Origin of the sequence: uncultured Methylovirgula sp. (genome assembly GCF_947646745.1) — a bacterium.
In the GTDB taxonomy this organism is placed as follows: Bacteria; Pseudomonadota; Alphaproteobacteria; order Rhizobiales; family Beijerinckiaceae; genus Methylovirgula.
Genome location: NZ_CANSHK010000034.1, coordinates 1 through 23,891, shown reverse-complemented (window position 1 = coordinate 23,891; position 23,891 = coordinate 1). Strand labels below are relative to the sequence as shown.

The following is a 23,891-nucleotide window of genomic DNA, read 5'->3' as shown; positions in this document are numbered from 1 at the left end:
AAAAAATTGTGATCGGAAAATTTCATCACGCCGAGCGTCGCGAGGCGATGGGCGGCCTGCCGCGCCGGTTGCCTCGCCGCGCATTTCCTCTACGCTAAGAACCGCTTAACAGGGAGCTGCCAGTGGAGAGCGCGTCACGGCCGAACGGAAGCCACCCGGGCGAAGCCGCCGTGCCTTTGGGCGGCGCGGAGCGATTGCGGCAGGCGCTTCGGGAGGCGCGAATCGACGACGCCGAACACAGCCGCGTTGTCGCCGAATTGCGCGGCGCAGAGGTCGCCCGGCTCGAAATGTTGCGCGACGAACTGCAACCGATCCTCGCCGAGGTCCCCAAAGAGGTCGATCTCTTCGATCTCGCCCTCGTGCCGAGCGAACGGCCGCGGCTGTTCATCGATATGATCGCCTTCGCCGAGATGGCGCATGACCGGCGCACCTACCGCTTCGTGCAGGACACGCGGCTCGGCCGCGTCGCCATTGCCGAGAGCGAACGGCTCGAACCGATGATCGAGGCGATCACCGATTACGTCGCCCGGCGGCTGATCGAACGCGATAAGGCGCTCGCTGGCGACACGACACTCGAACGGGCAGCGCGGGCACAGATCGAAGCGCAGGAAAAGCTCGCCGCGCGGCATCCCGCAGCGGCGGAGGCGCCAAAACCGCGGCGAAAAAATCTCTTCGGCCTCGTCTTCGGCTTCTTCATCGAATTCTTCGGCTCGGCCGTGGTTGTCGCTTTGATCGGCCTCGGCGGCTGGACGGCGTGGAAATATATCGCCCCCTGGCTCGCGCAGCATCATGGGCTCGGGCATTAGCCTTTATCGCCGCCCCGCTCGGTGAGAAATTCCGCATGGCGGCGGATGAGGTCGCCGGCAAGCGCGTCGGCGATCAATTGCCGCGTCTCGGCCACTCCATAAAGCGCCACGAAAGAGCCGAAGCGCGGGCCGCGGCTTTCGCCGAGCAGCACCTGATAGAGCATGTTGAACCATTCGTTCGAGACGCCCGGACGCTCCGGCGTCGCGCCCTTTGCCTTCAAATCCTGATAACGCGGGATCGGCCGCGCAATGTCATAGAGCGCCGTCTGGATCTCTTCCGCGCTCGCATTCTGCGGCAGGTTCAGCAGTGTCTCGGCAAGCGTCTCGAGCGCCGCGCGCTCCACAGCGTCGGGCGCGCGATAGGTCTTGGCCGGACGGACGAAATCGCGGAAATAGCGCACCGCATAGATGATGAGCCGGTCGAGCGCGGGATGGGTCCGCGGCGTGACGTCCGGCGCGTAGCGGCGCAGAAAGCCCCACAGCACCTGCGGGTCCTCGCTATTGGCGACGGCGGCGAGGTTCAGCAGCATGGCGAAGGAAATGGCCGTGCCGCGCCCCTCATGACGCAACAGCTCCGGCGCCGGCGGATGGCCGGCATGGATATGCCAGACCGGATTGCCAAGCTGCTCCTTCGCCTCCTGACGCGGATAGGCATCGAGGAAGGAAAGATAATCATCGACAGTGCGCGGAATGACATCGAAATAGAGCCGTTTCGCCGCCGTCGGCTTCTGATACATGAACAGCGAGAGGCTCTCGGGGCTGGCATAGGTCAGCCATTCCTCGATCGACAGGCCATTGCCTTTCGACTTCGAGATTTTCTGCCCCTTTTCGTCGAGGAAGAGCTCGTAATTGAACCCCTCCGGCGGCGTGCCGCCAAGCGCTCGAACGATCTCGCCCGAAAGCTTGACCGAATCGATCAGGTCCTTGCCGGCCATCTCGTAATCAATGCCAAGTGCATACCAGCGCATCGCCCAGTCAGGCTTCCACTGCAGCTTGGCGTGGCCGCCGGTGACGAGGGTCGTATAGTTCTCGCCGCTGGCGGGATCGCGCCAGGCGATCTTGCCCGCCGCCGCATCGACGATTTCGATCGGCACCTGCATGACGACGCCGGTCTCGGGATGGACCGGCAGAAAGGGCGAGTAGGTCGCAGCGCGTTCCTGCCGGAAACTCGGCAGCATGATCGCCATCACCGCCTCGTAACGCGCGAGCATATGCAAGAGCGCGGCATCGAACCGCCCCGAGGTGTAATAATCCGTCGACGAGGCAAATTCGTAATCGAAGCCGAATTGATCGAGGAAGCCGCGCAACCGCGCATTGTTATGCGCGCCAAAGCTCGGATGTGTGCCGAACGGGTCGGGAATCTGCGTCAGCGGCTTGCCGAGATGGGCTGCCACCATCGCCTTGTTCGGAATATTGTCCGGAACTTTCCGCAACCCGTCCATATCGTCGGAGAAGGCGATGAGGCGCGTCTTCACCGTGTCGTCGGTGAGCAGACGGAAGGCGTGGCGCACCATCGTCGTGCGCGCGACCTCGCCGAACGTGCCGATATGCGGCAGGCCGGACGGCCCATAGCCCGTCTCGAAGATGACGTCCTTCTGTCCGGTCCGGGCGATCCGGCCGACAATCTTGCGCGCGTCCTCGAACGGCCAGGCACCCGCATGGCCTGCGGCTTCGCGAAAGGATGGCGGCACGAGGGCCGAATCGTCTGGGGCAGGCATGTCGTTTCCGGGATGTGCGCGCTGGCACGGAGCCGGCGCGATAGGAGGCCCTACTATCAAAAGGCCGGCACGGCAATTGGCACCCGAGCCAAGGCATCAGGCGAAACAATTGAGAGGGCAGGTGCGTCAGTTCGTCTCCACCAAATCGCCAGCTATTCAGCCTGGCGGGCCAAATGACAAGCTTGTTATTGCCGCAACATTTTTTTCACCGCGTTTCTTTGATTTCGAGCAGATCAGATGACTCCTTCGTCAGGCTCACACGAAACACCACATCAACCGGCCAAGCCAGCAAAGGCCCTATGGCGCGCAGCGGAAACGAAGGCCATCCTCGAAGAGCTTTCCAATTCGCTGCGCCGCTCGCTCGCCGACCATCAGACGATGCTCGACGTGCTTTTGCAGCGGCGCGCCGAACTGCCGCTCGAACTCGGCGAACTCTTCGAAGACGCGAGCAATGCCTATATGGAAATGTCGGAGCGGATCAGCCAGAGATTTCTCAGCGCACGCAACACGTTGCTCGAATAGGAAGCAAGCCGCGCAAGCGCCGACGGTGACGCGCGATGCGGTGCGACTTTGTACGGCGAGCCCGATTGGCTTTGAACCCCATCGGCTTGGAGAAAGCGGAGGGACGCTCGTCGCCAGGTCATCGCCCGTTAACGAATTTTAGCGTCCTGCGTGTCTTTTTTTATTTCCCTGCTATCCGAACTCCTGTAATCTCCCGTTGCGCGTCGGCGATGTTTTTGCCGCTAGTCGCATAATTTTTTAGCTGGTATCGAAGCGGCCCGTTGAGGGCCGCTTCTTTTACTTCAGCCTCCTTTGAAGGCCGCCGGCGGCCTCGCGCCCGGCATTTTTCGCTGCATTGCCAAATGCGCCTGGGAGACGCCATAGTAGGCAAGCCCGCAGTGAACGCGGCTGATCAGCCGGTTTTCGAGCGGCTACCGCACGGTCGCGAGGACGGCTTGCTGCGGCCATGGCGGGAGTCAATAAATCTCCATGCGGGAAGCAGTCCGGCGCCGGAAGCAAAAGCCAAGCTCAAGTTTTGGGGTTTTGGCGAATTTCTTATTGCGCCGTTTCGCTGTCCTGCGGCCCCTTCTGCTGCTCGTCTTGGCGCCCGGCCTCGCCTTCGCCCAGGCGCCGGCCGTACCCAATTATTTCGATCTGCAAAACCGCTTGGAAAAGCCGGATCTCGGCGCCATCCATACACTGCGGTTTTTGACCGAGGACGACTATCCGCCGTTCCAGTTTGCTTTGCCCGACGGGACGCTCACCGGCTTTGACGTCGATCTCGCCCGCGCCATCTGCGAGCAATTAAAGATCGCCTGCACGATTCAGGCGCGGCGCTTCGACCTGCTCGAAGGGGCGCTCAATGCCGGCGAAGGCGACGCACTGATCGCCTCCATCCGTATTGACGCGGCGAGCCGGGCCCGGTTCGATTTCACCGCCCCCTATTACACGACGCCCGCCCGGTTCGTCGCCCGGGCCGATGCGAGCTTCGAGGCGACACCGGAAGGCCTCGCCGGCAAGAGCGTCGGCGTCATCGGCCGGACGGCGCATGAGGCCTATCTCAAAACATTCTTTCCGCAGGTGCGGCGCCAGACTTTCGCCAACCGCGGTGAACTTTATGCGGCGCTGCGCGGCGGCCAGATCGATGCGTTCTTCGATGATGCGATCACATCGAGCTTTTGGCTCGCCGGCAAAAATTCGGACCATTGTTGTGCGTTTCGCGGCGGCCCCTATACCGACAGCAATTATTTCGGCGAGGGCGTCGGCATCGCCGTCAAGAAGGGCAACAAAGACCTACGCCGCGCGCTCGATTATGCCCTGTCGGAACTCGCCCGGCGCGGCGTCTATACCGACATCTATCTCAAATATTTTCCGATCGGCTTCTATTGAAGCCGGCCTTGAAGCCAAGACTTAGAGATAGGCCTCTAAATCCTGCGCCGCGACTTGCGGCGGCCGCTGCACGTCGAAAGCCGAAACGAATTGGCCCTGCTTGTCCATCAGATAGATGATGGCGGTGTGGTCCATCGCATAGTCTTTGCCGTTCGCCGACGGCGCCTTGCGGGCATAGACGCGATATTCCTTCTCGACCGCGGCGATCTGCGCCGGAGTGCCGGTAAGGCCGACGATGCGCGAATCGAAGCTCGACAAATATTGCTTGAGCACCGGCGCGGTATCACGCTCGGGATCGACGGTGATGAAAAGAACCTTCAGCGGCTTGTCGGGGCCCGCCGCCTTCAGCATCTGCGAGAGCTGAAAGAGTTCCGTCGGACAGACGTCCGGACAATGCGTATAGCCGAAGAAGACGAGAAACGGATGGCCCTTGAAATCGGCGTCGGTAACCTCGCCACCGTTCGACGAGGCTAGCCGGAACGGACCGCCGATCGAGGGAACGGGGGCGCCCGCCTGCTTGGAAATGGTCAGAAAGGAGCCGAGCCCGACGCCGGCAAAGCCGATGACGAGAATCAGGAAGGGGAGCAGAAGACGCCGCGACATGGATGGCAGATAGCCAAAAAGTCAGGCGAGAAAAAGTCCTGTCGCGGCAAGCGCGGGGGCAGCCACGACCGACCATGCCGACGTGATACTATAACATAAATGTGATCGCCCCGGCGCCCGAAGATTGCCGTAAATGTTATAGTATTACACACGCTCCTTCCTCCAAGGTCGAGGTTGCTCATGTTTCGACTCATCGCCCACGCGCGTCCCCAACGCCTTCTGGCCTTTGCCGCCGCGGCCGGCCTCGTCCTGGCGCCGGCCTGGGCGCGGGCCACCCCGGTTTCCGTGGTCGCGGCAGAGAATTTCTATGGCGACGTCGCCCGGCAGATCGGCGGGGCCGATGTGACGGTGACGAGCATTCTCAGCAATCCGGACCAGGACCCGCACCTTTTCGAAGCAAGCCCCTCCGTCGCGCGGGCTATATCGGGCGCGAAAATCGTCGTCGCCAGCGGTGCCGATTACGATCCCTGGATACAAAAACTCCTCGATGCCGCGAGGAACCCGGATCGCAAGGTGATCGTCGTGGCGGATCTCGCCGGCAAGAAATCCGGCGACAATCCGCATCTCTGGTACGACATCACGATCATGGCGGCCTTCGCTAAAGCCTTCGCCGGCGACCTCGCGGCGGCCGATCCGGCGCATCAGGTGGATTACGCCAGGCGTCTGGCGCAATTCGAAGACTCGCTGAAGCCCATCAAGATCAAGATTGCCGCGCTCCACGCCCGCCTCGCCGGCCGCGCCGTCACCGCGACCGAGCCGGTCTTCGGCTATATGCTCGACGCGCTCGGCCTTACGAGCCGCAATCAAGGCTTCCAGATCGCGGTCATGAACAATACCGAGCCCAGCGCCGCTGAGGTCGGGAAATTCGAGGACGATCTCAAGAACCACAAAGTCGTCTTGTTAGTGTATAACAGTCAGGCGTCGGACCCGATTGCCGAGCGGATGCAGACATTGGCCAAGCAATCCGGCGTCCCCGTCATCGGCGCGACCGAGACCGAACCGCGGGAGACGAGCTACCAGCAGTGGATGGTGCGCGAGCTCGACGCGGTCGATCGCGCCTTGCCGAAATAGAGGCTCATGAACGCCATCGCGCTGCGCAAGCTTACCTTGGCCCTCGGCAGCCGCATTGTGCTCGCCGACATTAGCCTCGACATTCCCGCCGGCCAATTCGTCGGCGTATTGGGCCCGAACGGCGCCGGCAAGACGACGCTGATGCGCGCCGTGCTCGGCCTGCTGACGCCGAAATCGGGGTCGATCCGCGTCCTTGGCGAGCCGGCGACCCGCGGCAATCCCAATATCGGCTACCGGCCGCAGACCGCGAGCAGCCTGCCAGGCCTGCGCATCAGCGGCTGGGACTTTGTCGCGAGCGTTGCCGACGGGTTTAAGCCGGGCCTGCCGATCCTCAGCGCCGCAGCGCGCGAGCAGGTGCGGCGCGCGCTCGAGCGCGTTGGCGCCGAGAAGCTCGCCAATCGGCCGCTGGCCGAGCTTTCGGGTGGCGAGCGCCAGCGCCTGCTGCTGGCGCAAGCCCTGATCGGCGATCCGAAATTGCTGCTGCTCGACGAGCCGCTCATCAGTCTCGATCCGCGCCGCCAGCAGGAGGTGGTCGAATTGGTCAAGGGGCTCCAACGCGACCTCGGCATCACGGTTCTGTTCAGCGCGCATGAATTGAATCCGCTCCTCAACGCCATCGATCAGGTGCTTTATCTCGGCAATGGCCAGGCGGCGCTCGGCCCGGTCGAGACGGTGATCACGCCGCCGGTGCTCTCGAAGCTCTATGGCGCGCCGATCGACGTCATCCACGTTCAGGGCCGGATTTTCGTGATGTCGGGCGGCCACGATGTCGAGCGCGACGAACATCGCCATGAGCATGGTCATGACCACCCGCAGGCGCACGGCCACGAAGCCATGTCGCAGGAAGACTCCCCGCATGTTTGAATATGATTTCATGCGCAACGCCTTTGCCGCCGCAACGGTAGTGGCGCTCGTCTCCGGCCTCGTCGGTTATTTTTTGGTCCTGCGCGGCCAGACGTTTGCCGGCCATGCGCTGGCGCATGTCGGCTTCACCGGCGCGACCGGCGCCGTGCTCGTCGGTCTCGCGCCGCTCTGGGGCCTCGTCGGGATGACCGTCGCCGCCGGCATTCTGATGGGCTTTATCGGCGAACAATTGGCGCAACGCGACGTCGCGATCGGCATCGTGCTCGCCTTTTCGCTCGCGCTCGGCTTGCTGTTCCTGCATTTCTATACGAGCTTTGCGACCCACGCGACGGCCCTACTCTTCGGCAATGTCCTCGCCGTCGACGTGGCGACCGTCTGGATCCTTGCGGGGCTGGCGGCAATCTGCCTCGCCACGCTGGCGATCATCGCGCGGCCGCTGCTTTTTGCGAGCCTTCAGCCTGAGCTGGCCGAGGCCAAGGGCGTCTCGCTCAAGCTCTATTCCGTGCTGTTTCTCGCCGTCGTGGCGCTGGCGACAGCGGAATGCGCCCAAATCGTCGGCGTGCTGCTGGTCTTCGCCCTGATGGTCGGCCCGGCGGCAACCGCACAAAAATTGGTGAGCGGCGTCGCGGCCGGCGTGCTGCTCTCGGCCGCCCTGGCGCTTGCCGAGGCCTGGGGCGGCCTGACGCTCGCCTTCTACACCGACTGGCCGACAAGCTTCTGGATAACCGCGCTCAGCACGCTTATCTACGTCCTGGCCGCTGCGCCGCGCCGGACCAGCGCGTGGCATTCGGCTTGACACCCATTCTCGCCACCTTGCGCAGTAAAGTCGGCGACCTTTTTGATCCTCTCCGGAGTTTGGCATGGCCGAAAAAATTCCTGTCACCGTCCTCACGGGCTATCTGGGCGCCGGGAAAACTACGCTGCTCAACCGCATTCTGAGCGAGCCGCACGGCAAGAAATTCGCCGTCATCGTCAACGAATTCGGGGAGATCGGGATCGACAACGATCTCGTCGTCGGCGCCGACGAAGAAATTTTCGAGATGAACAACGGCTGCATTTGCTGCACCGTGCGCGGCGATCTCATCCGCATCATCGAAGGGCTGATGAAGCGCAAGGGCCGGTTCGATGCGATCATCGTCGAAACGACAGGCCTTGCCGATCCGGCGCCGGTGGCGCAAACCTTTTTCGTCGATGCCGATGTCCAGGACGCGGCGCGGCTCGATGCCGTGGTGACCGTCGCCGATGCCAAATGGCTGTTGGAGCGGCTGAAGGATGCGCCGGAGGCCAAAAACCAGGTCGCCTTCGCCGATGTCATCCTGCTCAACAAGACCGATCTCGTCACCCCGGACGAACTCGCCGAAGTTGAGGCCCGGATCCGGGCGATCAATCCCTACGCCAAACTGCACAAGACGGTGAATTGCGCCGTGCCGCTCGACGCCGTGCTCGGCCGCAATGCCTTCGATCTCGACCGCATTCTGGAGATCGAGCCGGACTTTCTCGAAACAGAGGATGACGATCATCACGATCTTCATCACGGCCACGATCATCATGATCATCACGGCCACGATCATCATCACGACCATGATCACGATCACAAGCACGGCCTCAAACATTATCACGACGAGGACATGCAATCGGTGGCGCTGTCGCTCGACGGCGATGTCGATCCGGAAAAATTCTTGCCCTGGCTCAATGAATACATCCAAAAGGAAGGCCCTTCGATCCTGCGTTCGAAAGGCATTCTCGCCTTCAAGAACGACCCGAAACGTTTCGTCTTCCAGGGCGTGCACATGATGCTCGATGGTGATGTGCAGCGCGAATGGCGGCCGGACGAAAAGCGCACGAGCCGCGTCGTTTTCATCGGCAAGCATCTGAAGGAAGACGAGATCCGTCAGGGCTTCTTGGCCTGCGCCGCCTGATGAACGACGCGACGTCGCTGACCGAACGCGTCAGGCCGGTGGCGGCTGGCGCGCATGTGACCGCGGCAGCCTTCCTCGGGCCGGCCGCGGTGTTCGCGCTCGGCGACGGCACGGGGCTGCGGCTTGACGGCGACAGCGAGACGCGTATCGCCTTGCACCCTGAGAGCGCCATTCTCGCCGCGGCAACGGCCGGCAAGAGGCTGGTCACCGGCGGCGACGATGGCCGCGTCGTTGCGCTTGCCGGCGATGGCACGCATGAGGAGATTTTCTCGGAGACGGGCAAGTGGATCGATGCGCTCGCCGCCCGCGACGATGGCGCGCTTGCCTGGTCCTGCGGCAAGCAGGTCTTCGCCCGCGATCCGCAAGGCGGCCTCAAAAGCTTCGCCGCGCCCTCTTCGGTGCGCGGCCTTGCCTTTGCGCCAAAAGGTTATCGGCTCGCCATCGCGCATTACAACGGCGCAACGCTCTGGTTTCCCAATGCCGCCGCACCGGCCGAGTTGCTCGAATGGAAAGGCGCGCATCTCGATGCGACCTTCTCGCCCGATGGGCGCTTTCTCGTCACTTCGATGCAGGAAAACGCGCTGCACGGCTGGCGGCTCTCGGATAAGCGCGACATGCGCATGTCCGGCTATCCCGCCAAGACCCGCTCTTTCTCCTGGTCTTTCGACGGTCATTGGCTGGCCACCTCCGGCGCCGAGGCCTGCATCATTTGGCCGTTCAAAGACAAAGACGGGCCGATGAAGAAGCAGCCGCGCGAATGCGGCGTCCGCCGCGCCAAGGTTTCGCGGGTCGCCTGTCACCCGAAAGCGCTCGTCGTTGCGGTCGGCTACGAAGATGGCTGGATCCTGCTCTGCCGCATGACCGACGGCGCCGAAATTCTCGTCCGCCGCACGCAGGCCGGGACGGAGGATATGATCACCGCGCTCACCTGGGACGAAACCGGACGCCGTCTCGCGTTTGGCAGCGGCGAAGGTAACGCCGGCCTCCTCGATATGCCGGGTTGATCGCCGCGCCGTCACAATCGATTATAGTCATACGGCGATAAGACAGCCTGCGGCGGCCAACGGGAGCGCGTATGATCATCAACCGCATTGCGCTTTTCTTTGCCTTCGTCTTTGGCTTCGCCTCGACGCAGGCACCGGAATTCTGGCAGCAATATCAGCAGCGGCTCGGCGGCGCGATCGACGAACTGTCGGCCATCGTCGGTCAATTCGATGCCGAAGCCGGGGCGCAGCATCTGAATGAAGCGCAGGCCGTCGCCCGGCTCGAAGCCGATCCCGATCCGCTGGCGCAAGGACGCGGCGCCGAGATGCAGCACCTGATCAAGCGGCTGGCACGGCTGCGCAAAGCGCAAGCGGCGTTCAATTCGCGCAATGTCGTGTCGAAGTGGATCGCGCTCGCCGAGACGTTCGACCCGACGATTGCCGCGCGCGCTTACGAAGCCTATCAGCCGGCCGTGCCGACGACGCCAGACGGTTTCATTTCTGGCATGATCGGCTTCCTCCTCGGCGGCGGGCTTGTCCATTTGATCGGTCTGCCGATCCGCCACCGCAAGAAACGTCTCGGCCGTACGCCCGAAACGGGCACGGTCAAAGCCTGATATGACCGCAAATGTCCTGACCATTGCTGGTTTCGACCCTTCGGGCGGTGCCGGCGTCCTCGCCGACATCAAGACCTTCGCCGCCCTGCATTGCTACGGCGTCGCCGCGACCAGCGCCTTGACGGTGCAAAATACGCAGGGCGTGCGCGCCCTCATGCCCGTGCCGGCGGATTTCTTGGCTGCGCAGATCGATGCCCTCTTCGCCGATATCGATATCGCCGCGGTGAAGATTGGCATGCTCGCCACGCGCGCCAATATCGAAACCGTCGCCCGAGCCCTCGCCGCCTATCGACCGCCCCACGTCGTGCTTGATCCGGTGATGCGCGCCTCAACCGGCGATGCCCTCGCCACCGAAGACCTTGCCGATGCGTTCATTCGCCATCTCGCGCCGCTCATCACATTGGTGACGCCCAATCTCGCCGAAGCGGCGCAGCTTGCGCGAACCCCCGTCCCGGCGTCGATCGACGCCATGCGCGCGCTCGCCGCCGAGCTTTGCCGTGCGGGCTTCAAAGCGGTTCTCGTCAAGGGCGGGCATCTCGACGGAGATGACTCGGCCGATCTTCTCCACGACAGCAGCGGCGCCCGCGTCTTCAGCACGCCCCGCGTGGCGACGAAAAATACGCACGGCACCGGCTGCACGCTCGCCTCGGCCATTGCCGCCGGACTTGCGAACGGCTTGCCGCTTCCGGCCGCGGTTGCGGCGGCGAAAGATTACGTTACGCAAAGCCTGGCTGCCGCCGATACGCTCGAGGTCGGACGCGGAGCGGGACCACTTCAGCATTTCCGCGACGACCGCTAATTAGAGCGCGGCATTTTATTCGGCGCGTGCGGCGACGCACGCACCACCGCCGGTTCCGCTTGACTTTGCGGGCTCGTACCGGGGAACGTGCCAGGCGCGTTGAACATTCTGCCGGCGATTTGAAAAGAGGGGGTGAGGATGTGGAAGGAATTCCGTGACTTTGCGATGCGCGGCAACGTCATTGATCTCGCCATCGGCGTGATCATCGGCGCGGCCTTCGGCAAAATAATTGATTCGCTCGTCAATGACGTGATCATGCCGGTGATCGGCGCGGTCACCGGTGGTCTTGATTTCTCGAATTACTTTACGCCGCTGTCGCACAATGTGACGTCGCACGTCCTCGTCGATGCAAAAAGGCAGGGCGCCGTGCTCGCCTGGGGGAATTTCGCGACGATCGTGCTGAATTTTCTGATCGTCGCCTTTGTGCTTTTCCTCGTCGTGCGGGCGATCAACATGCTGCAACAGCAAGTCTTGCATCAGAAAACGCAAGAGGCGGCCGCGGCGCCGCCGCCACGCCAGGAAGTCCTGCTCGAAGAGATCCGGGATCTTCTCGCCAAGCAAGCGAAATAGCGCAGGCCGAGGACCCTCGATCCTGGAAACGGCGAGAGGGTAACGTCGTTAGCGATCGTTGCCGTCGGGCGCCGGCTGATCGTTGTCATCCTGGCTGTGGCTGAAATCGCCGCCGTGATCGCCGTCATGGTCGCCGCGCCAGCCCCAGCCTTCATGGCCATGCCAACCGTCATTAGCGGCAAAGCGCTCGCCAAAGACATGGAATCGCGCGGCATGCAGCAGGAACGGCAGCCGGTGCTTCTGATCGTCATTGAGCGCGGCATAAAGCGGCGCGGCAGCATCGGCGAGTTTCTTCAAAGCCTCGCCGCGTGCAAGGGCGTTGTCGCTGACCCGCTGCAGCCAGGCGACCGGATCGGCCGGACGCGGTCCGTCGCGTCGTGCTGCGCGCTGTGTGGCAATCACTTTGTGCGTATCGCGCAAGGCGCTTTCGACAGGGAGCCAAAGCTTTTCCTGCGCCGGCGTCAATTCGAGACCGGCATGCAGCGCGGCGATGCGCGCGTCGAGAAAAGCAGCGCGATCCGCATCGGAAAATTTGAGATGATCGGGCGCGGCGGCATCCGCTGGAGATTGATCCGTGCTTTGCGCCGCGGCCGGGTCGGCATTGGCATTGATCGCCATGGAGGTGAGGCCGCAGCCGACAATACCGGCGAGGGTGAGAGCAAGGGGCAGGCGCGATTTCATGGAAAATCTCCCTTCGACTCGGCGTCGACGGAGAAGAGCTAGGCTGGGCTTGCGAGGCCTTCAAATTAAGCTTTGGCAATCTCGTCGAAGCGGCTGGCGGATTACGGCTTCATCACGAAGACTTGAAATAACCCGCGCTGCGGCACCGGCGTGAGCCATGCCGGCGAAGTCCCGGCGATGATGTGTGCCGCGAGAGAATCGGGCGCGCGTTTGGCGAGGGCGTTCAATTCGCCCATTCCCGGACAATTGACGACATAGGTCACCTTGTCGGCCCGCAGAATGTTTTGCGCCGCGTCGGGCGGCGCGAGAAACGCATCAAGGGCGACGCGATTGCCATGGTTGTCGCGATGATAGGGCGCAGCGAGCACGGAATGCGGCGTCAGTGCGAGAATATGCGACCCCATGTCGATGGGCGCTGCGATAAGGCCCGGCGGCAATTGCGCAAGCGGCGCGTAGGCCGATGTCGCAAGGCAGGCATTGCGCGGTTGTTGTTGCGGTGTTTCCGAAAATGCCGTCGCGGCGAGGGCCCAGCCGACAGGCGAGAACGGCAGCACCAGAAGCCAAGCGCCGGCCGAGAGCGCGCGGCCGCGCGTCTGCGCGACGCGCTCGTACAATCTTGCAATGAGCCAGGCGCCGCCAAGGAGCGCGATCGGTCCGACGAAACCGAAGATGCGAATCTGCCAGAAGCACATGATGAGGCCCGCGCCGGTGAGTGCGCTGACGGCAAGCCATGGCCGACGTGCCTGGTCTTTTTCGACGATGCAAGCTGCGACCGAAGCCGTAAAGCCGAGCACGACCGGCATGGTGAAGCTCAAAGCCGTCACCGGGCGCATGGCGAAAAAGCGCGAGAGCGGCAGGGCTTCTTCGACATGCCGGAGCCAGAGCTCGCGCAACAACGGATCGATGCCGTGGTAGGGATCGAGAAAGCAGACCGGCTTGCTCAGCGCCACGGATGCGGCGACGCCGCCCGTCGCGACGAGGGCTGCGGCGAGACGCGCAGGCCGGTTTGCGAGCCGCGGCGAGAGGAAACCGAGAAGGACGATCGCCGCAGCGCCGGCAAGGCCCGGCACGAGGTAAGCGAGCGAATAAGCATCGCAGCTTGCGTCGAGCCAATGCGCTTGGCCGATCGTGGCGACGAAGGCGACGGGCAGGGCGGCGCCGAGACCGAGACCGAAGGCGATGAGGGCGCTGCGCAGCGCCGCCCCGCCGGCGATCCAAAACCCGATCGCCAGAGCACCGAGCACCAAAATCCACGGCAGATTCTCAAGGCTGATTGACAGCGACAGCGCCGCGAGCAGGCCGGCCAGCGCCGCGCGGGAGCCACGGGCCGGCTCGAGCGCCTCGACAAAGCTGCCGAGCATAAAGACGACGAGCACAATCTGCGTGGCGGAATGATTGATGCGCCCCGGCTGGAATTGCGCATACATGAGCCCGCTCAGCAGCGTCAGCACAATCGCCGGCAGGATAGCGTGAGGGCCCGCAAGCCGGCGCGCAAGACGCGCAATACCGGCATAAAGCAGACCTTGCAGCATGAGCGGGAAGAGAAGGCGCGTCAGCCGCTCGGCCATGTCGGCCGGCATGAACAGTCCAATGGTCTTGATCGACAGCGCCAGCGGCACGTCGATCACCCGCGACCAGTGCATGAAGACGCCATGCGGCGGATCGAGCCGGCCGATCGTCAGATCGAACCAGTTCTGCCCGGCTAAAAGATTGCGAACCTGCACAAGCTGCATCGCGTCGTCGGGATCGGAAAACGTATTGTGCAGCCAAACGCCGCGCGCTCCTGTCCAGGACATCGCCAGCCCGAGCGCCAATGCCAGAAGGATAAGGAGCCAAACCGGCAGCGGCGCGCGGCCGACAGCGGCAGGGCGCGGCGTCTCGGCGCTTTTGGCCGTCATGTCCATGCTCGTCACGTCGCGTCCTTGCGCAGCAGATCGCATGAGAAGTGCGGCAAAAGCTTTTACGGCCGGTTACGGCATGCCGACGTTTTGGCGGCCATGACACGATGATGTGAGGCGCGCGCTTGGTTAATCCATTCTTAAGCGATCGCGCCGTTGAATGGCGTGCGAGGCAGGCGAGCGGAGTTTTTCATGCGGGCGATACGGCAACCGTCCTTCGCCGATGTGCTCGAAGACGTGGCGCTGACTCCTGAGGAAGGGGCGGAGATCGATAGCGTTCTCGCACCCGCCGCCCAGCCGGACTGGTTGTTTCAGATTTTCGCCGCCGCGGCCGAGGCCGCCGTTGCCGCGCAAAGTTCGGCAGCCGCCTACCGCGAGGCGACGGGCGAAGCGCAGCCCTCCCTTGCGCCCTTGGACGAGGAAGAGCGCGTCGCGATGGAACTCGATCTTGCAAACACCGCAAGCCTCGACGACCTCGCCCGCATCCGTCGCGATTTTGCCCGCCGCAATCATCCCGACATGCTGCATCCCGGCCTGTCCGAACAGGCGACGGCGCGGATGAAGATCGCCAATATGCTGATCGATCAGCGCGCCCGCGAGCTGAAGGCGCGACGCCACCGGACATGACGGGCGTCTTGTGCGCCCGCATCGGCCGTGCATCATAGGTCCATGCCGAGCATCGATCTCAATTGCGACTGCGGCGAAAGTTACGGCGCCTATGAGATGGGCGATGATGCCGCAATGCTCGCAATCGTCACCACGGCCAATGTGGCCTGCGGTTTCCATGGCGGCGATCCGCAGGTCATGGCGCGGACCTTCGAATTGGCGAGAGAAAGGGACGTCGCCGTCGGCGCGCATCCGGGCTTTCCCGATCTCTGGGGCTTCGGCCGGCGGCGGCTGCCGTTTTCCGCCGCGGAAATCGAGCGGCTCGTCGCCTATCAGATCGGCGCGGCGCAGGCGCTTGCCGCCTATGCGGGGCATGAGATCACCCATGTGAAACCGCACGGCGCCCTAAGCAATGTCGCGAGCGAGGAAGCCGATGTCGCGCGCGCCATCGCCCGCGCCACAAAGGCCGTCGATCCGCAGCTCATCTTCCTCGCCGTCGCGGGAACCGAACTGGAGCGCGCGGGATGGGCGGAAGGCCTTGCGGTGGCGCGCGAAATCTACGCCGACCGCGGCTATGGCGACGATGGATTGCTTCTGCCGCGCGGGAAACCCGGCGCCGTCCTGCACGATCCCGCCGCCATCGCCACGCGCGTGCTGGCCATGGTGCAGAAAAACGCGGTGATTTCGCTAACCGGAAAAATGCTGCCGGCCGGGATCGACTCGATCTGCGTCCATGGCGACACGCCCGCCGCCGTTGCGATCGCCGCCGCGGTTCGCGCAAAGCTCAATGAATCAGGAATTGCGCTTCGCTCTTTTGCGAAGCCGGGGCGCTAATCGCTGCCGGTCTTGGACAGATGATGGCTGACCGCGATCGGATCGTTGAGCGGCCATTCTTCGTCGTGGCCCAATTCGCTCGTCGAATGGATCGCGAGAATCTCGGCAAGCCGATTGCGCGCCCGATTGACGCGGCTTTTCATCGTGCCGATGGCGCAGCCGCAAATTTCCGCCGCTTCCTCGTAGGAGAGCCCCGATGCGCCGATCAGAATCAACGCCTCGCGCTGATCGTTCGGCAATTGCTGCAAGGCTTGGTGCAGATCGCGCAAATCCATATGCCCGTTCTGCGCCGGGGCCGTCGCCAGCCGCGTCGCGATCGCGCCATCCGGATCGGCGACCTCGCGGCGGCGCTTGCGATACTCGGAATAGTAAAAATTACGCAGAATAGTGAAGAGCCAAGCGGGCAGATTGGTGCCCTCGACGAACGAGTCGAGGTTGCCCCAGGCCTTGACCAGGGTTTCCTGCACGAGATCATCGGCACGGTCGGGATTTCCACACAGCGACACGGCGAAGGCCCGCAGGTTGGGAATGACCGCGATGAGGTCCGCCTTGATCTGCGCGCTGGCCTGGGTCGGCCGGTTTACATGGTCGCTCGGCACGCCCTTCACTTCCGCTCCTTCTTCGCGGATTTCTCGCCCGGCATGACGTCCTGGTCGCCGGATTCGAGCTTGGCCAGAAGATCGAGGAAACGATCCGGGATCGGCTGCGAGAGAACCGCGTTATAGACCGAAGCCAGCCGGTGGCCGATCTGCTCGGCGATCTCCGGCTTGGGCGCGCCCTTGCGCCGCCGCGACACCGGCAAGATGCTGACGCCCGCGAGACCCTTCGTCTCCTGGCCAGGCAATGGCTCGGCCAGGTCCGCCGAAGGCCGTGCAATTTCGGCCCGCCGCAACCCCGGCGACCCCATGCTTTTTGGCTTAAGTTCTATGGGCTTCGTCACTTTGGTGGCCCTATGCTGCTTTTCGTCTGAATCCATTGTCATCACTCTGCCCATGCGCGGAAAAAACCGCGCGACGCCGGGCACTTCGGCCTGGGTTCCTGAACAGGCTATTTTCTCGTTTCTTTATACGCGTTATACATGAGCGAATTGTTTGAGAAACAAAGGGGTTTACGTAGGCTTTAGTTCGCCGCACATACAACGCAGTGTCTCCGTGAAGGTTCCTCACTGGGAACCATATTTCTTCCCAAGCATTAGGTTGGGGGCGACTTGAGAGCGGGATGCGCCGAAGCGGTGCCCATTTTCGCGCCAGCCCGCTTTAGTCTCTAGAATCGATTGCGCTTAGGATTTGGATCCATCGGGGACGAACCCCGCCTTCGATCGATCCGATAGCATCGTGATCCAACGGGAGCAGCGAAAAATGTCCGTTTCAAAAGCGATTTCCGCGCATGTCCCTTATCTTCGGCGGTTTTCGCGGGCCTTGACCGGAACGCAGGCGGGCGGCGACGCCTACGTCCTCGCAACTCTGGAAGCTGTCGTGGCCGAGCCCGGCGCCTTTGCCGACACCGCAGATTTGCGCGTCGCCCTCTATCGGCTGTTCCTCAAGGTTTGGGAATCGATGCCGGTTAACGACTATGTCGAGCCGGCAGTCTCCTCGGCGGACGAGCAAGGCGCGCAGCGCAACCTCGAAGCCATCCCGCTGCAGCCGCGCGTCGCCTTTTTGCTGAGTTCGCTCGAGGGTTTCGACACGGCCGAAGTCGCCCGCGTTCTCGAATGTTCGGCGGAGGAAGCCGCCGATCTCGTCGATCGCGCCGGCAAGGAGATTTCCAGACAGATCCGCACGGACGTGCTGATCATCGAGGATGAGCCGCTGATCGCCATCGACATCCAGATGCTGGTCGAGGAATTGGGGCATCGGGTCGTCGCGATTGCTCGGACCCGCGACGAAGCGGTCAAGGCGGCGAAGAGCTCGACGCCGGGCCTGATCCTCGCCGATATTCAGCTCGCCGATGGAAGCTCGGGTCTCGACGCGGTCAATCAAATCCTCAACGATTTCTCGATGCCCGTGATCTTCATCACCGCCTATCCGGAGCGCTTCCTCACCGGCACTCCGCCGGAACCCGCCTTTCTCATCACCAAGCCATTCGGCGTCGACAGCCTGAAGGCGGTGATCAGTCAGGCTCTCTTCTTCGACCGGCGATCGCATCGCAAGATTCCGCCCGAGGCGCGAGCGGCCCTCGTCTGAGCCGCGGCAACGCAAGGCCAAGCGGGCTTCGGACGAATCCGACGCCCGACGAGGCCCAAAAGGCCTAAGACGGCTTCGCGTTATCTTCGCCGGCATGCTTGTTTCCGCCGGCGATTTGGCGGGCGACGACGAAGCCCGCCGCGACGGCGAGGGCAATGAGGCCGAAGGCGCCTGTCTGCTTGCTGAGCTCCGCACCGACGCGCAGCGCGAGTTCCTCGGGCTTCATGTTGGCGTTGTGGAGCGCATCCAGCACCGGCGCGATCGTTTCGTCGACATTGGCGGCGAAAGCCGCGCGCCGCTCAGCCTTTTCCACTTCGACCGGCAGGGGTTTGGGCACTGGCGGTGCGGCAGGGCGGCGGAGCCGCAGGATGATGAGTGCAAGCAGCGCGATCACGATAAAAGCGCCGCCGACGGCCAAAGCCGCATAAAGCGTCCCCGCCAGCGCCGCGATTTTCAGAAACAGCGCCACCGCCAAAAAGGCGAGGCCGGCCAACAGGGCCAGCAGCGCCAGCAGCGCCAAAACGACGCTGACGAGGAGCCGGCCGCCGGTGACTTCGAGCGCGGTGGTGATTTCGCGTAATTGACGCGCCAGAAATGCGTTCATCGGCTCGGACGCACCAAAATGCCGATCAGAAATCCGGCGATCGCGCCCGCGAAGATTGCGGTGAATGGATTGCGCTCGATCGTCGTTTCGAGATCCGTCGTGAGCGCGCCCAGGCGGTCTTTGGCATCGGCCGATTGGTCGGCAAATTTCTGTCGCGCGCCGTCAACCGCGCCGAGCACATGGCTTTTTGCCGTAGAGGCTTGTTGTTGAACGAGTTCAAGCACTGAGGCTGAAAGCTTGGAAATGTCGTCGCGCAGGGCGGCGAGATCGGCGGTTAAATCGGCGGTGGCTTTTTCCTCGACCGACTTCAGGTCTGTCATGGTCTTCTCCTCTAGTTCCGATCCCCCTGCATACATAACGCCGATGACAGCAAAATCGTCGCGCCGCGATCAATTAAGTCGAATTTAACGCTAACGGCGACGCCCGACCGACCCGGAACGTGAACCATTTGCTGGGAACCTTCGTCGCGACGGTGCGTTTCTCCCCGGACCTAGCCAAAAAAGAGGGTGATGCATGAGCAATTCCACTGATATGCCAACGAGATCGTCAACGCGCGGTTTCGCATCCATGGATCCCGAGAAACAGCGCGCGATCGCGCGGAAGGGCGGCGAAAGCGTCCCGCATGAGAAGCGCAGCTTCTCGCAGAATCCGCTGCTCGCGGCGCAGGCCGGCCGCAAAGGCGGCCAGAGCGTCAGCCCGAACAAGCGCAGCTTCTCGCAGAACCATCAGCTCGCCTCGGAAGCCGGCCGCAAAGGCGGTCACGCCTCGCACGGCGGCCCGAAGCAGCCTGTGAAGAACTGATCGCGCGCAGCGGGGCAATCGGCGCGCATGTAAAGCGGTCCAAAATCGACATGCAGCGTGCGCGGCGCGCACCTGCCGTCAGGACCGTACGGTCGCTGCGTGAGAGCGGCGGACTTGTCCGAGGCAAGGCGATGGTTTATGCCACGGGTCGTTGAAAATCGACGGCGCGGACGGGGTTAGCTTTGCCGGAACGCAGCTCAATCAACTGGTTGCATGTCTCGACCCTCATCGCGGTCGGCATTCTCGTCGGCACCGAGATGGTCGGCGCGTCATGGGCTGCCGGTTGGGCGGTCGGCGGCCTGTTGCAGCTTTCGCCGTTGACGAGCCACATCCTTGAAGGCTTGTTCGCGCTCTGTGGCGTCGTCTTGCTGTACTATTTCATGCGCACCGCGATCCGGAACGAGTCGATCCGCACCTAGCAGCGTGCGGTTCTGCGCCTGCCCGGGGGTTATCAAGCCGCAGCGCCGCGACTATAGTCATCTCACATCGTTTCTCGCCGCGGATCCCTCCATGCGCTTCCCCCTCGTCCTTGCGTTTTCGCTTTTGGCGCTCCCCGGCGCACAAGCCGCCGGCACCGACATCGGCAAGCCGGCAATTTTCGGCGATGGCGTTGCTTGTGACGCCCGCCTGCTGCCCTGGCGCTCGGTTTGGTACGGGCATTTTTCGGGCGGCAACGCCACCTATGTTCCGAACGCGCCGGCGGCGCTCGTCGATTGGCGTGACGAAAAGCTCTGCTTCCCGTCGCGCCGCGACTGCCTGCGCTGGCAGCATGCCGAGCACCGCCTCTATGCGGGCATCCACGGCGATTGGACCTGCCTGCCCCTGCGCTGACCAAAGGACAGCCATGTTCGACCTTCTGAAGACTTTCGTCGCCGAATTGACCGGCGCGCCGGGGCGGCGCGATTTCTCGCCCGACGATTTTCGCCTCGCCGCCGTCGCGCTGCTCATCCATTTGGCGGGCGCCGACGGGACGGTGGCGGATTCAGAGCGCCGGCGGCTGCGCCAACTCGTCGAAACACGCTTCGGCCTCGATGCCGAGACGACGACGCGGCTTATCCAGCTGGCCGAGGCACAGGATCGGCAAGCCGTTGATTTCTATCATTTTACCCATGCCTTGACCAATGTCCTCGATCAGGACGGGCGGCAGACGGTGATCGCCATGATGTGGGAGATCGCCTTCGCCGACGGCACGGTGTCGGAAGTCGAAGAAAGCATTGTCGCGCGGATCGCCGACCTCCTCGGCGTTTCACCGCAGGATCGGGTCCGGCTGCGCCAGCGCGTCGCCGCGGAAGTGGCCGCAGGCACGGCATTTGCTGGGCCGTGGTCACCGGCATTAACTTCGGCAAAGGAAAGCCTGCCTTAGTCTTGCCGATCATTTTCGGACAATGATGTCTACCCGGCAGATTTCGCGCTCCATGCCAGAGACTTCATCAGAGACCGCCAGGATTCTCGTCATCCTGCATCAGCAAGATTCCTCGGCCGGGCGGCTCGGCCGCCTTCTGAACGCGCGCGGGTTCGAGCTTGACATCCGCCGGCCGCGCTTCGGCGATCCGCTGCCCGAGACGCTCGCCGATTACACCGGCGCCATCATTTTCGGCGGCCCGATGAGCGCCAATGACGAGGACGGCTGGCTGCGCAGCGAGATCGACTGGATCAAAGTCCCATTGCGCGAGGAAAAGCCGTTTCTCGGGATCTGCCTCGGCGCGCAAATGCTGGCGCGCCATCTCGGCCACCGCGTCTATGCTCATCCCCAAGGCAAAGTCGAAGTCGGCTATTATCCGATCGAACCGACGGCCGACGGCCATGGCGTCTGCGACTGCCCCTTCCCCAGCCAGGTCTATCAATGGCATCGCGAGGGTTTCGACCTGCCGTGCGGGGCGGTGCTGCTGGCGACGGGCGAGGACTTCGAGGCGCAGGCCTTTCGTTATGGCGCGGCGGCCTATGGGCTGCAGTTCCACCCGGAAGTCACCTACGACATGATGTGCCGTTGGACGGTGAAGGGGGCCGACAAGCTGGGCGCTCCGGGCGCCCAGCCGCCGCATCTCCACCTTGAAGGCTGGCATCGCCACGATGCCCCGGTGGCGCGCTGGACGGACGCGTTTTTGGATCGCTGGACCGCGCCGGGGCAGGCTGCCGCCGCATAAATGCTCCGCATTACCGCTCGTTGAGCGGGTGAAGGTCGCGCACCATGGCCTTCATGCGTGCATCGAGCACATGCGTATAGATCTGCGTCGTCGAAATATCGGCATGGCCGAGCAGTTCCTGGACGACCCGGAGATCGGCGCCATTCTGCAAAAGATGGCTCGCGAAGGCATGACGCAGCACATGCGGGCTGACGCGCGCTGCGCCGATGCCGGCCCGCGCCGCGACGGCCTTGAGATCGCGCGCGAACACCTGGCGGCTCAAATGGCCGCTGCGGCTGTCGGCCGGGAAGAGCCAAGCGCCGTCCGCCTCGCCCGCCGCCGCCAGAAGCCCGCGATAGACGGAAATCGCCCGGCGGGCCGGCTCGGACAAAGGCACCAGCCGTTCGCGGCCGCCCTTGCCGCGCACCAGGATCAGCGGTTCGGCCTGTTTTGCCGCGGTTTTGGGCAGCGCCACGAGTTCGGAGACGCGCAAGCCGGTGGCATAGAGCAGTTCAAGCAGGCAGGCGATACGCGCCGCCGCAAGCCGCGCCGGGGATTGTTCCGGCGCTTCCGCGATCGCCCTATGCGCCGCGGCAAGCAATCGTTCGACCTCTTCGACCGAAAGGATCTTGGGTAGGGCCGGCGCCCGCCGCGGCCCTTCGAGGATCGCCGCCGGATCGTCGCCGCGCAGGCCTTCGGCGTAAAGAAAGCGGTGCAATTGCCGGATCGCCGAGAGCTTCCGGGCGCTCGAGGAAGCGGCAAAGCCGCGGCTTTTCAGTCGGCGCAGATAGGCCTTGATGTCGTCCGTCGTGGCATTGTGGAGGGCTTTGCCCGCATCGACGAGAAAGTCGTGATAATCGCCGAGATCGCGCCGGTAGGCATCGAGCGTATTGGCGGCGGCGCCGCGCTCGGCGGCCAGCATGTCCAGAAAGGCCTCGGCAGGGTTCGCCTTCGCCATGCCGCAGCCCTATTGGTTGAGGCGCGCCGGCGGCACGGTCTGAACGATTTCGTGCGGCACAGGCGTGACGAAAGTGGCGAGCGCCACCATGCCCGCATAGACCAGTCCGGCCAGGAAAGCGATCATCAGCAGAAAGCGAAAAAGGCTGGGCAAGCCAAGCTCCGGGGCGATTCGGCAAATTCTGCCGCGTATTATAGACCTATGGAGGCGCCGCGAGCGCAGCGCAGCCACGGCGGTCACCGCTTAAAACGGCCCGGCGGCCGTGATACAGCAAGAAAATGACCAGCGGGATAAAATCCATCTACGAGGAAAGCCCGGGTGCGCCGCAGAGCGCGCGCGCTGCCGCCGTCGCCGCGGCGCTCGGGCAGCGCTCGCTCGTTCTCGTCGGCCTCATGGGGTCGGGCAAGTCGGCCATCGGCCGCCGGCTGGCGCAGAGCCTCGGGCTTGAATTCGTCGATTCCGATCTCGAGGTCGAGCGGGCAGCCGACCTCTCGATCCAGGAGATTTTCGCCCGCTATGGCGAATCCTATTTCCGCGATGGCGAACGCCGCGTGATGGCGCGGCTGCTGACCGGCGGCCCGCGCGTGATCGCCACCGGCGGCGGCGCTTTCATGAGCGAGGAAACGCGCGCGCGAATCAAAAAAAACGGCATTTCCATCTGGCTTAAGGCCGATCTCGACGTGCTTTGGCGGCGCGTGCGCAAGCGCAACCATCGGCCGCTTCTGCAAAATGCCGATCCCGAGGGCGTGCTGAGGAAATTGATGGAGGAGCGCAATCCGGTCTATGCCCAAGCTGACATCGCCATCATTTCGCAGGACGGACCGCATGATTCAGTCGTCGAGGATTTGCTCGTCACATTGCAGCAATATCTTTGCGCCGAAAGCCCGGAGGACGGCGCGATGAGCATCGTGCAGGACAAGCCCGCGGTCTTCGCCCGGGTCAACGTCGCGCTTGGACGGCGCAGCTATGACATTTTGATCGGCGAAGCGATCCTGCCCGAGATCGCCGCCCATGCCGCCCGGCTCGCGCCCGGCGCCGCGGTCGTGATTGTCACCGACCAAAATGTGGCGGAGACGCATCTGCCGGCCGTTGCGGCCTCGCTGGCGCAAGCCGGCATCCGCCACCAGAGCATCGTCGTGCCTCCCGGCGAAGAATCGAAATCCTATGCGATGTTCGAGAAAGTCTGCGACGGGATCCTCGCCGGCCGGTTCGAGCGCGGCGACCTGGTCGTCGCGTTAGGCGGCGGCGTCGTCGGCGACCTCGCCGGTTTCGCCGCGGCGAGCGTGCGCCGGGGCATGCGTTTCATTCAGGTGCCGACCTCGCTGCTGGCGCAGGTCGATTCCTCCGTCGGCGGCAAGACCGG

Annotated in this window: 30 protein-coding genes; 20 read left to right on the top strand and 10 right to left on the bottom strand. The window is 63.5% G+C overall.

Annotated elements, in window-relative coordinates:
• Nucleotides 1-122 precede the first annotated feature (122 nt).
• Nucleotides 123-806 (top strand): hypothetical protein, encoded by a 684-nt coding sequence (locus Q0025_RS11015; RefSeq protein WP_297298982.1) that lies wholly within the window; start codon nucleotides 123-125, stop codon nucleotides 804-806.
• Here Q0025_RS11015 and Q0025_RS11010 read toward each other — a convergent pair.
• A complete protein-coding gene (locus tag Q0025_RS11010; RefSeq protein WP_297298980.1) occupies nucleotides 803-2,524 on the bottom strand; it encodes a lysine--tRNA ligase in 1,722 nt (573 codons plus the stop codon). The genes Q0025_RS11015 and Q0025_RS11010 overlap by 4 nt on opposite strands.
• Before the next feature lie 237 nt (nucleotides 2,525-2,761).
• On the opposite strand from Q0025_RS11010, the gene Q0025_RS11005 reads away from it, so the two are divergent.
• Nucleotides 2,762-3,046, top strand: a complete 285-nt coding sequence (locus Q0025_RS11005) for a hypothetical protein (protein ID WP_297298977.1) — start codon at nucleotides 2,762-2,764, stop codon at nucleotides 3,044-3,046.
• 537 nt (nucleotides 3,047-3,583) lie between these two features.
• Nucleotides 3,584-4,414 carry a transporter substrate-binding domain-containing protein gene (locus tag Q0025_RS11000; protein ID WP_297298975.1) on the top strand — a complete coding sequence of 277 codons (831 nt, stop codon included), beginning with the start codon at nucleotides 3,584-3,586 and terminating at the stop codon, nucleotides 4,412-4,414.
• 21 nt (nucleotides 4,415-4,435) lie between these two features.
• Here the strand turns inward: Q0025_RS11000 and Q0025_RS10995 are convergent, their stop codons facing one another.
• On the bottom strand, nucleotides 4,436-5,017 hold the full coding sequence (locus tag Q0025_RS10995) for an SCO family protein (RefSeq protein ID WP_297298973.1): 582 nt from the start codon (nucleotides 5,015-5,017) through the stop codon (nucleotides 4,436-4,438).
• A 180-nt stretch (nucleotides 5,018-5,197) separates the two neighbouring features.
• Here Q0025_RS10995 and Q0025_RS10990 point away from each other — a divergent pair, with 180 nt between their 5' ends.
• The 8 genes from Q0025_RS10990 (at nucleotide 5,198) to mscL (ending at nucleotide 11,840) form a co-directional block, all read left to right on the top strand.
• Complete coding sequence (locus tag Q0025_RS10990; protein ID WP_297298969.1) at nucleotides 5,198-6,088, top strand: zinc ABC transporter substrate-binding protein; 891 nt, start codon at nucleotides 5,198-5,200, stop codon at nucleotides 6,086-6,088.
• 6 nt (nucleotides 6,089-6,094) lie between these two features.
• Nucleotides 6,095-6,952 (top strand): ABC transporter ATP-binding protein, encoded by an 858-nt coding sequence (locus Q0025_RS10985; RefSeq protein WP_297298967.1) that lies wholly within the window; start codon nucleotides 6,095-6,097, stop codon nucleotides 6,950-6,952.
• On the top strand, nucleotides 6,945-7,748 hold the full coding sequence (locus Q0025_RS10980; RefSeq protein ID WP_297298964.1) for a metal ABC transporter permease: 804 nt from the start codon (nucleotides 6,945-6,947) through the stop codon (nucleotides 7,746-7,748). Before Q0025_RS10985 ends, Q0025_RS10980 begins: the two co-directional genes overlap by 8 nt.
• 64 nt (nucleotides 7,749-7,812) lie before the next feature.
• Entirely contained in the window at nucleotides 7,813-8,871 is a 1,059-nt protein-coding gene (locus tag Q0025_RS10975; protein ID WP_297298963.1) for a GTP-binding protein, read from the top strand.
• Entirely contained in the window at nucleotides 8,871-9,875 is a 1,005-nt protein-coding gene (locus Q0025_RS10970) for a WD40 repeat domain-containing protein (protein ID WP_297298961.1), read from the top strand. The genes Q0025_RS10975 and Q0025_RS10970 overlap by 1 nt, the downstream gene beginning before the upstream one ends.
• Nucleotides 9,876-9,946: 71 nt before the next feature.
• Nucleotides 9,947-10,471, top strand: a complete 525-nt coding sequence (locus Q0025_RS10965) for a DUF2937 family protein (protein ID WP_297298959.1) — start codon at nucleotides 9,947-9,949, stop codon at nucleotides 10,469-10,471.
• A gap of 1 nt (nucleotide 10,472) precedes the next feature.
• Nucleotides 10,473-11,270, top strand: a complete 798-nt coding sequence (thiD, locus tag Q0025_RS10960) for a bifunctional hydroxymethylpyrimidine kinase/phosphomethylpyrimidine kinase (RefSeq protein WP_297298957.1) — start codon at nucleotides 10,473-10,475, stop codon at nucleotides 11,268-11,270.
• A 138-nt stretch (nucleotides 11,271-11,408) separates the two neighbouring features.
• Nucleotides 11,409-11,840 (top strand): large conductance mechanosensitive channel protein MscL, encoded by a 432-nt coding sequence (gene mscL / locus Q0025_RS10955; protein WP_297298955.1) that lies wholly within the window; start codon nucleotides 11,409-11,411, stop codon nucleotides 11,838-11,840.
• A 48-nt stretch (nucleotides 11,841-11,888) separates the two neighbouring features.
• On the opposite strand, the gene Q0025_RS10950 is transcribed toward mscL, so the two are convergent.
• Together Q0025_RS10950 and Q0025_RS10945 are read right to left on the bottom strand one after the other, a co-directional pair.
• On the bottom strand, nucleotides 11,889-12,521 hold the full coding sequence (locus Q0025_RS10950; RefSeq protein WP_297298953.1) for a Spy/CpxP family protein refolding chaperone: 633 nt from the start codon (nucleotides 12,519-12,521) through the stop codon (nucleotides 11,889-11,891).
• 101 nt (nucleotides 12,522-12,622) lie between these two features.
• Nucleotides 12,623-14,419: a hypothetical protein gene (locus tag Q0025_RS10945; protein ID WP_297298951.1), complete on the bottom strand. Its 1,797-nt coding sequence runs from the start codon at nucleotides 14,417-14,419 to the stop codon at nucleotides 12,623-12,625.
• Nucleotides 14,420-14,611: 192 nt separating this feature from the next.
• Between Q0025_RS10945 and Q0025_RS10940 the strand changes: the two genes are divergently transcribed.
• Both Q0025_RS10940 and Q0025_RS10935 read left to right on the top strand, forming a co-directional pair.
• Nucleotides 14,612-15,046, top strand: coding sequence for a hypothetical protein (locus Q0025_RS10940; protein ID WP_297298949.1), 435 nt, complete (start codon nucleotides 14,612-14,614; stop codon nucleotides 15,044-15,046).
• A gap of 42 nt (nucleotides 15,047-15,088) precedes the next feature.
• Nucleotides 15,089-15,859, top strand: a complete 771-nt coding sequence (locus Q0025_RS10935; RefSeq protein ID WP_297298948.1) for a LamB/YcsF family protein — start codon at nucleotides 15,089-15,091, stop codon at nucleotides 15,857-15,859.
• On the opposite strand, the gene Q0025_RS10930 is transcribed toward Q0025_RS10935, so the two are convergent.
• Together Q0025_RS10930 and Q0025_RS10925 are read right to left on the bottom strand one after the other, a co-directional pair.
• Entirely contained in the window at nucleotides 15,856-16,458 is a 603-nt protein-coding gene (locus Q0025_RS10930) for a sigma-70 family RNA polymerase sigma factor (protein WP_297299017.1), read from the bottom strand. The genes Q0025_RS10935 and Q0025_RS10930 overlap by 4 nt on opposite strands.
• A 5-nt stretch (nucleotides 16,459-16,463) precedes the next feature.
• Nucleotides 16,464-16,835, bottom strand: a complete 372-nt coding sequence (locus Q0025_RS10925) for a NepR family anti-sigma factor (protein WP_297298946.1) — start codon at nucleotides 16,833-16,835, stop codon at nucleotides 16,464-16,466.
• Between the two features lie 382 nt (nucleotides 16,836-17,217).
• Here Q0025_RS10925 and Q0025_RS10920 point away from each other — a divergent pair, with 382 nt between their 5' ends.
• A complete protein-coding gene (locus Q0025_RS10920; protein ID WP_297298943.1) occupies nucleotides 17,218-18,042 on the top strand; it encodes a response regulator in 825 nt (274 codons plus the stop codon).
• A gap of 64 nt (nucleotides 18,043-18,106) precedes the next feature.
• Here Q0025_RS10920 and Q0025_RS10915 read toward each other — a convergent pair whose 3' ends face one another.
• Together Q0025_RS10915 and Q0025_RS10910 are read right to left on the bottom strand one after the other, a co-directional pair.
• Nucleotides 18,107-18,646, bottom strand: a complete 540-nt coding sequence (locus tag Q0025_RS10915; RefSeq protein WP_297298940.1) for a hypothetical protein — start codon at nucleotides 18,644-18,646, stop codon at nucleotides 18,107-18,109.
• Entirely contained in the window at nucleotides 18,643-18,966 is a 324-nt protein-coding gene (locus Q0025_RS10910) for a hypothetical protein (protein ID WP_297298938.1), read from the bottom strand. Before Q0025_RS10910 ends, Q0025_RS10915 begins: the two co-directional genes overlap by 4 nt.
• Nucleotides 18,967-19,159: 193 nt before the next feature.
• Here Q0025_RS10910 and Q0025_RS10905 point away from each other — a divergent pair, with 193 nt between their 5' ends.
• The 5 genes from Q0025_RS10905 (at nucleotide 19,160) to Q0025_RS10885 (ending at nucleotide 21,591) form a co-directional block, all read left to right on the top strand.
• A complete protein-coding gene (locus tag Q0025_RS10905; protein WP_366939451.1) occupies nucleotides 19,160-19,447 on the top strand; it encodes a general stress protein in 288 nt (95 codons plus the stop codon).
• Nucleotides 19,448-19,629: 182 nt separating this feature from the next.
• On the top strand, nucleotides 19,630-19,866 hold the full coding sequence (locus Q0025_RS10900; protein ID WP_297298934.1) for a hypothetical protein: 237 nt from the start codon (nucleotides 19,630-19,632) through the stop codon (nucleotides 19,864-19,866).
• Between the two features lie 91 nt (nucleotides 19,867-19,957).
• Complete coding sequence (locus Q0025_RS10895) at nucleotides 19,958-20,278, top strand: hypothetical protein (protein WP_297298932.1); 321 nt, start codon at nucleotides 19,958-19,960, stop codon at nucleotides 20,276-20,278.
• A 13-nt stretch (nucleotides 20,279-20,291) separates the two neighbouring features.
• On the top strand, nucleotides 20,292-20,810 hold the full coding sequence (locus tag Q0025_RS10890) for a TerB family tellurite resistance protein (RefSeq protein WP_297298930.1): 519 nt from the start codon (nucleotides 20,292-20,294) through the stop codon (nucleotides 20,808-20,810).
• A 52-nt stretch (nucleotides 20,811-20,862) separates the two neighbouring features.
• Nucleotides 20,863-21,591 (top strand): glutamine amidotransferase, encoded by a 729-nt coding sequence (locus Q0025_RS10885; RefSeq protein ID WP_297298928.1) that lies wholly within the window; start codon nucleotides 20,863-20,865, stop codon nucleotides 21,589-21,591.
• A 10-nt stretch (nucleotides 21,592-21,601) separates the two neighbouring features.
• On the opposite strand, the gene Q0025_RS10880 is transcribed toward Q0025_RS10885, so the two are convergent.
• Entirely contained in the window at nucleotides 21,602-22,528 is a 927-nt protein-coding gene (locus Q0025_RS10880; RefSeq protein ID WP_297298926.1) for a site-specific tyrosine recombinase XerD, read from the bottom strand.
• Nucleotides 22,529-22,537: 9 nt separating this feature from the next.
• Nucleotides 22,538-22,681: a histidine kinase gene (locus tag Q0025_RS10875; RefSeq protein ID WP_297298924.1), complete on the bottom strand. Its 144-nt coding sequence runs from the start codon at nucleotides 22,679-22,681 to the stop codon at nucleotides 22,538-22,540.
• A gap of 125 nt (nucleotides 22,682-22,806) precedes the next feature.
• Between Q0025_RS10875 and Q0025_RS10870 the strand changes: the two genes are divergently transcribed.
• Nucleotides 22,807-23,891: shikimate kinase (locus tag Q0025_RS10870; RefSeq protein WP_297298922.1), on the top strand; the 1,085-nt coding region annotated here is incomplete at its 3' end.

Coding starts and splice junctions, on each gene's coding strand:
- Q0025_RS10895 (WP_297298932.1), top strand. CDS start 19,958: ATGCGCTTCCCCCTCGTCCTTGCGTTTTCGCTTTTGGCGCTCCCCGGC.
- Q0025_RS10985 (WP_297298967.1), top strand. CDS start 6,095: ATGAACGCCATCGCGCTGCGCAAGCTTACCTTGGCCCTCGGCAGCCGC.
- Q0025_RS10970 (WP_297298961.1), top strand. CDS start 8,871: ATGAACGACGCGACGTCGCTGACCGAACGCGTCAGGCCGGTGGCGGCT.
- thiD (WP_297298957.1), top strand. CDS start 10,473: ATGACCGCAAATGTCCTGACCATTGCTGGTTTCGACCCTTCGGGCGGT.
- Q0025_RS10965 (WP_297298959.1), top strand. CDS start 9,947: ATGATCATCAACCGCATTGCGCTTTTCTTTGCCTTCGTCTTTGGCTTC.
- Q0025_RS10890 (WP_297298930.1), top strand. CDS start 20,292: ATGTTCGACCTTCTGAAGACTTTCGTCGCCGAATTGACCGGCGCGCCG.
- Q0025_RS10910 (WP_297298938.1), bottom strand. CDS start 18,966: ATGACAGACCTGAAGTCGGTCGAGGAAAAAGCCACCGCCGATTTAACC.
- Q0025_RS11005 (WP_297298977.1), top strand. CDS start 2,762: ATGACTCCTTCGTCAGGCTCACACGAAACACCACATCAACCGGCCAAG.
- Q0025_RS10950 (WP_297298953.1), bottom strand. CDS start 12,521: ATGAAATCGCGCCTGCCCCTTGCTCTCACCCTCGCCGGTATTGTCGGC.
- Q0025_RS10980 (WP_297298964.1), top strand. CDS start 6,945: ATGTTTGAATATGATTTCATGCGCAACGCCTTTGCCGCCGCAACGGTA.
- Q0025_RS10990 (WP_297298969.1), top strand. CDS start 5,198: ATGTTTCGACTCATCGCCCACGCGCGTCCCCAACGCCTTCTGGCCTTT.
- mscL (WP_297298955.1), top strand. CDS start 11,409: ATGTGGAAGGAATTCCGTGACTTTGCGATGCGCGGCAACGTCATTGAT.
- Q0025_RS10920 (WP_297298943.1), top strand. CDS start 17,218: ATGTCCGTTTCAAAAGCGATTTCCGCGCATGTCCCTTATCTTCGGCGG.
- Q0025_RS11010 (WP_297298980.1), bottom strand. CDS start 2,524: ATGCCTGCCCCAGACGATTCGGCCCTCGTGCCGCCATCCTTTCGCGAA.
- Q0025_RS10880 (WP_297298926.1), bottom strand. CDS start 22,528: ATGGCGAAGGCGAACCCTGCCGAGGCCTTTCTGGACATGCTGGCCGCC.
- Q0025_RS10940 (WP_297298949.1), top strand. CDS start 14,612: ATGCGGGCGATACGGCAACCGTCCTTCGCCGATGTGCTCGAAGACGTG.
- Q0025_RS10925 (WP_297298946.1), bottom strand. CDS start 16,835: ATGGATTCAGACGAAAAGCAGCATAGGGCCACCAAAGTGACGAAGCCC.
- Q0025_RS10995 (WP_297298973.1), bottom strand. CDS start 5,017: ATGTCGCGGCGTCTTCTGCTCCCCTTCCTGATTCTCGTCATCGGCTTT.
- Q0025_RS10885 (WP_297298928.1), top strand. CDS start 20,863: ATGCCAGAGACTTCATCAGAGACCGCCAGGATTCTCGTCATCCTGCAT.
- Q0025_RS10905 (WP_366939451.1), top strand. CDS start 19,160: ATGAGCAATTCCACTGATATGCCAACGAGATCGTCAACGCGCGGTTTC.
- Q0025_RS10915 (WP_297298940.1), bottom strand. CDS start 18,646: ATGAACGCATTTCTGGCGCGTCAATTACGCGAAATCACCACCGCGCTC.
- Q0025_RS10945 (WP_297298951.1), bottom strand. CDS start 14,419: ATGACGGCCAAAAGCGCCGAGACGCCGCGCCCTGCCGCTGTCGGCCGC.
- Q0025_RS10935 (WP_297298948.1), top strand. CDS start 15,089: ATGCCGAGCATCGATCTCAATTGCGACTGCGGCGAAAGTTACGGCGCC.
- Q0025_RS10975 (WP_297298963.1), top strand. CDS start 7,813: ATGGCCGAAAAAATTCCTGTCACCGTCCTCACGGGCTATCTGGGCGCC.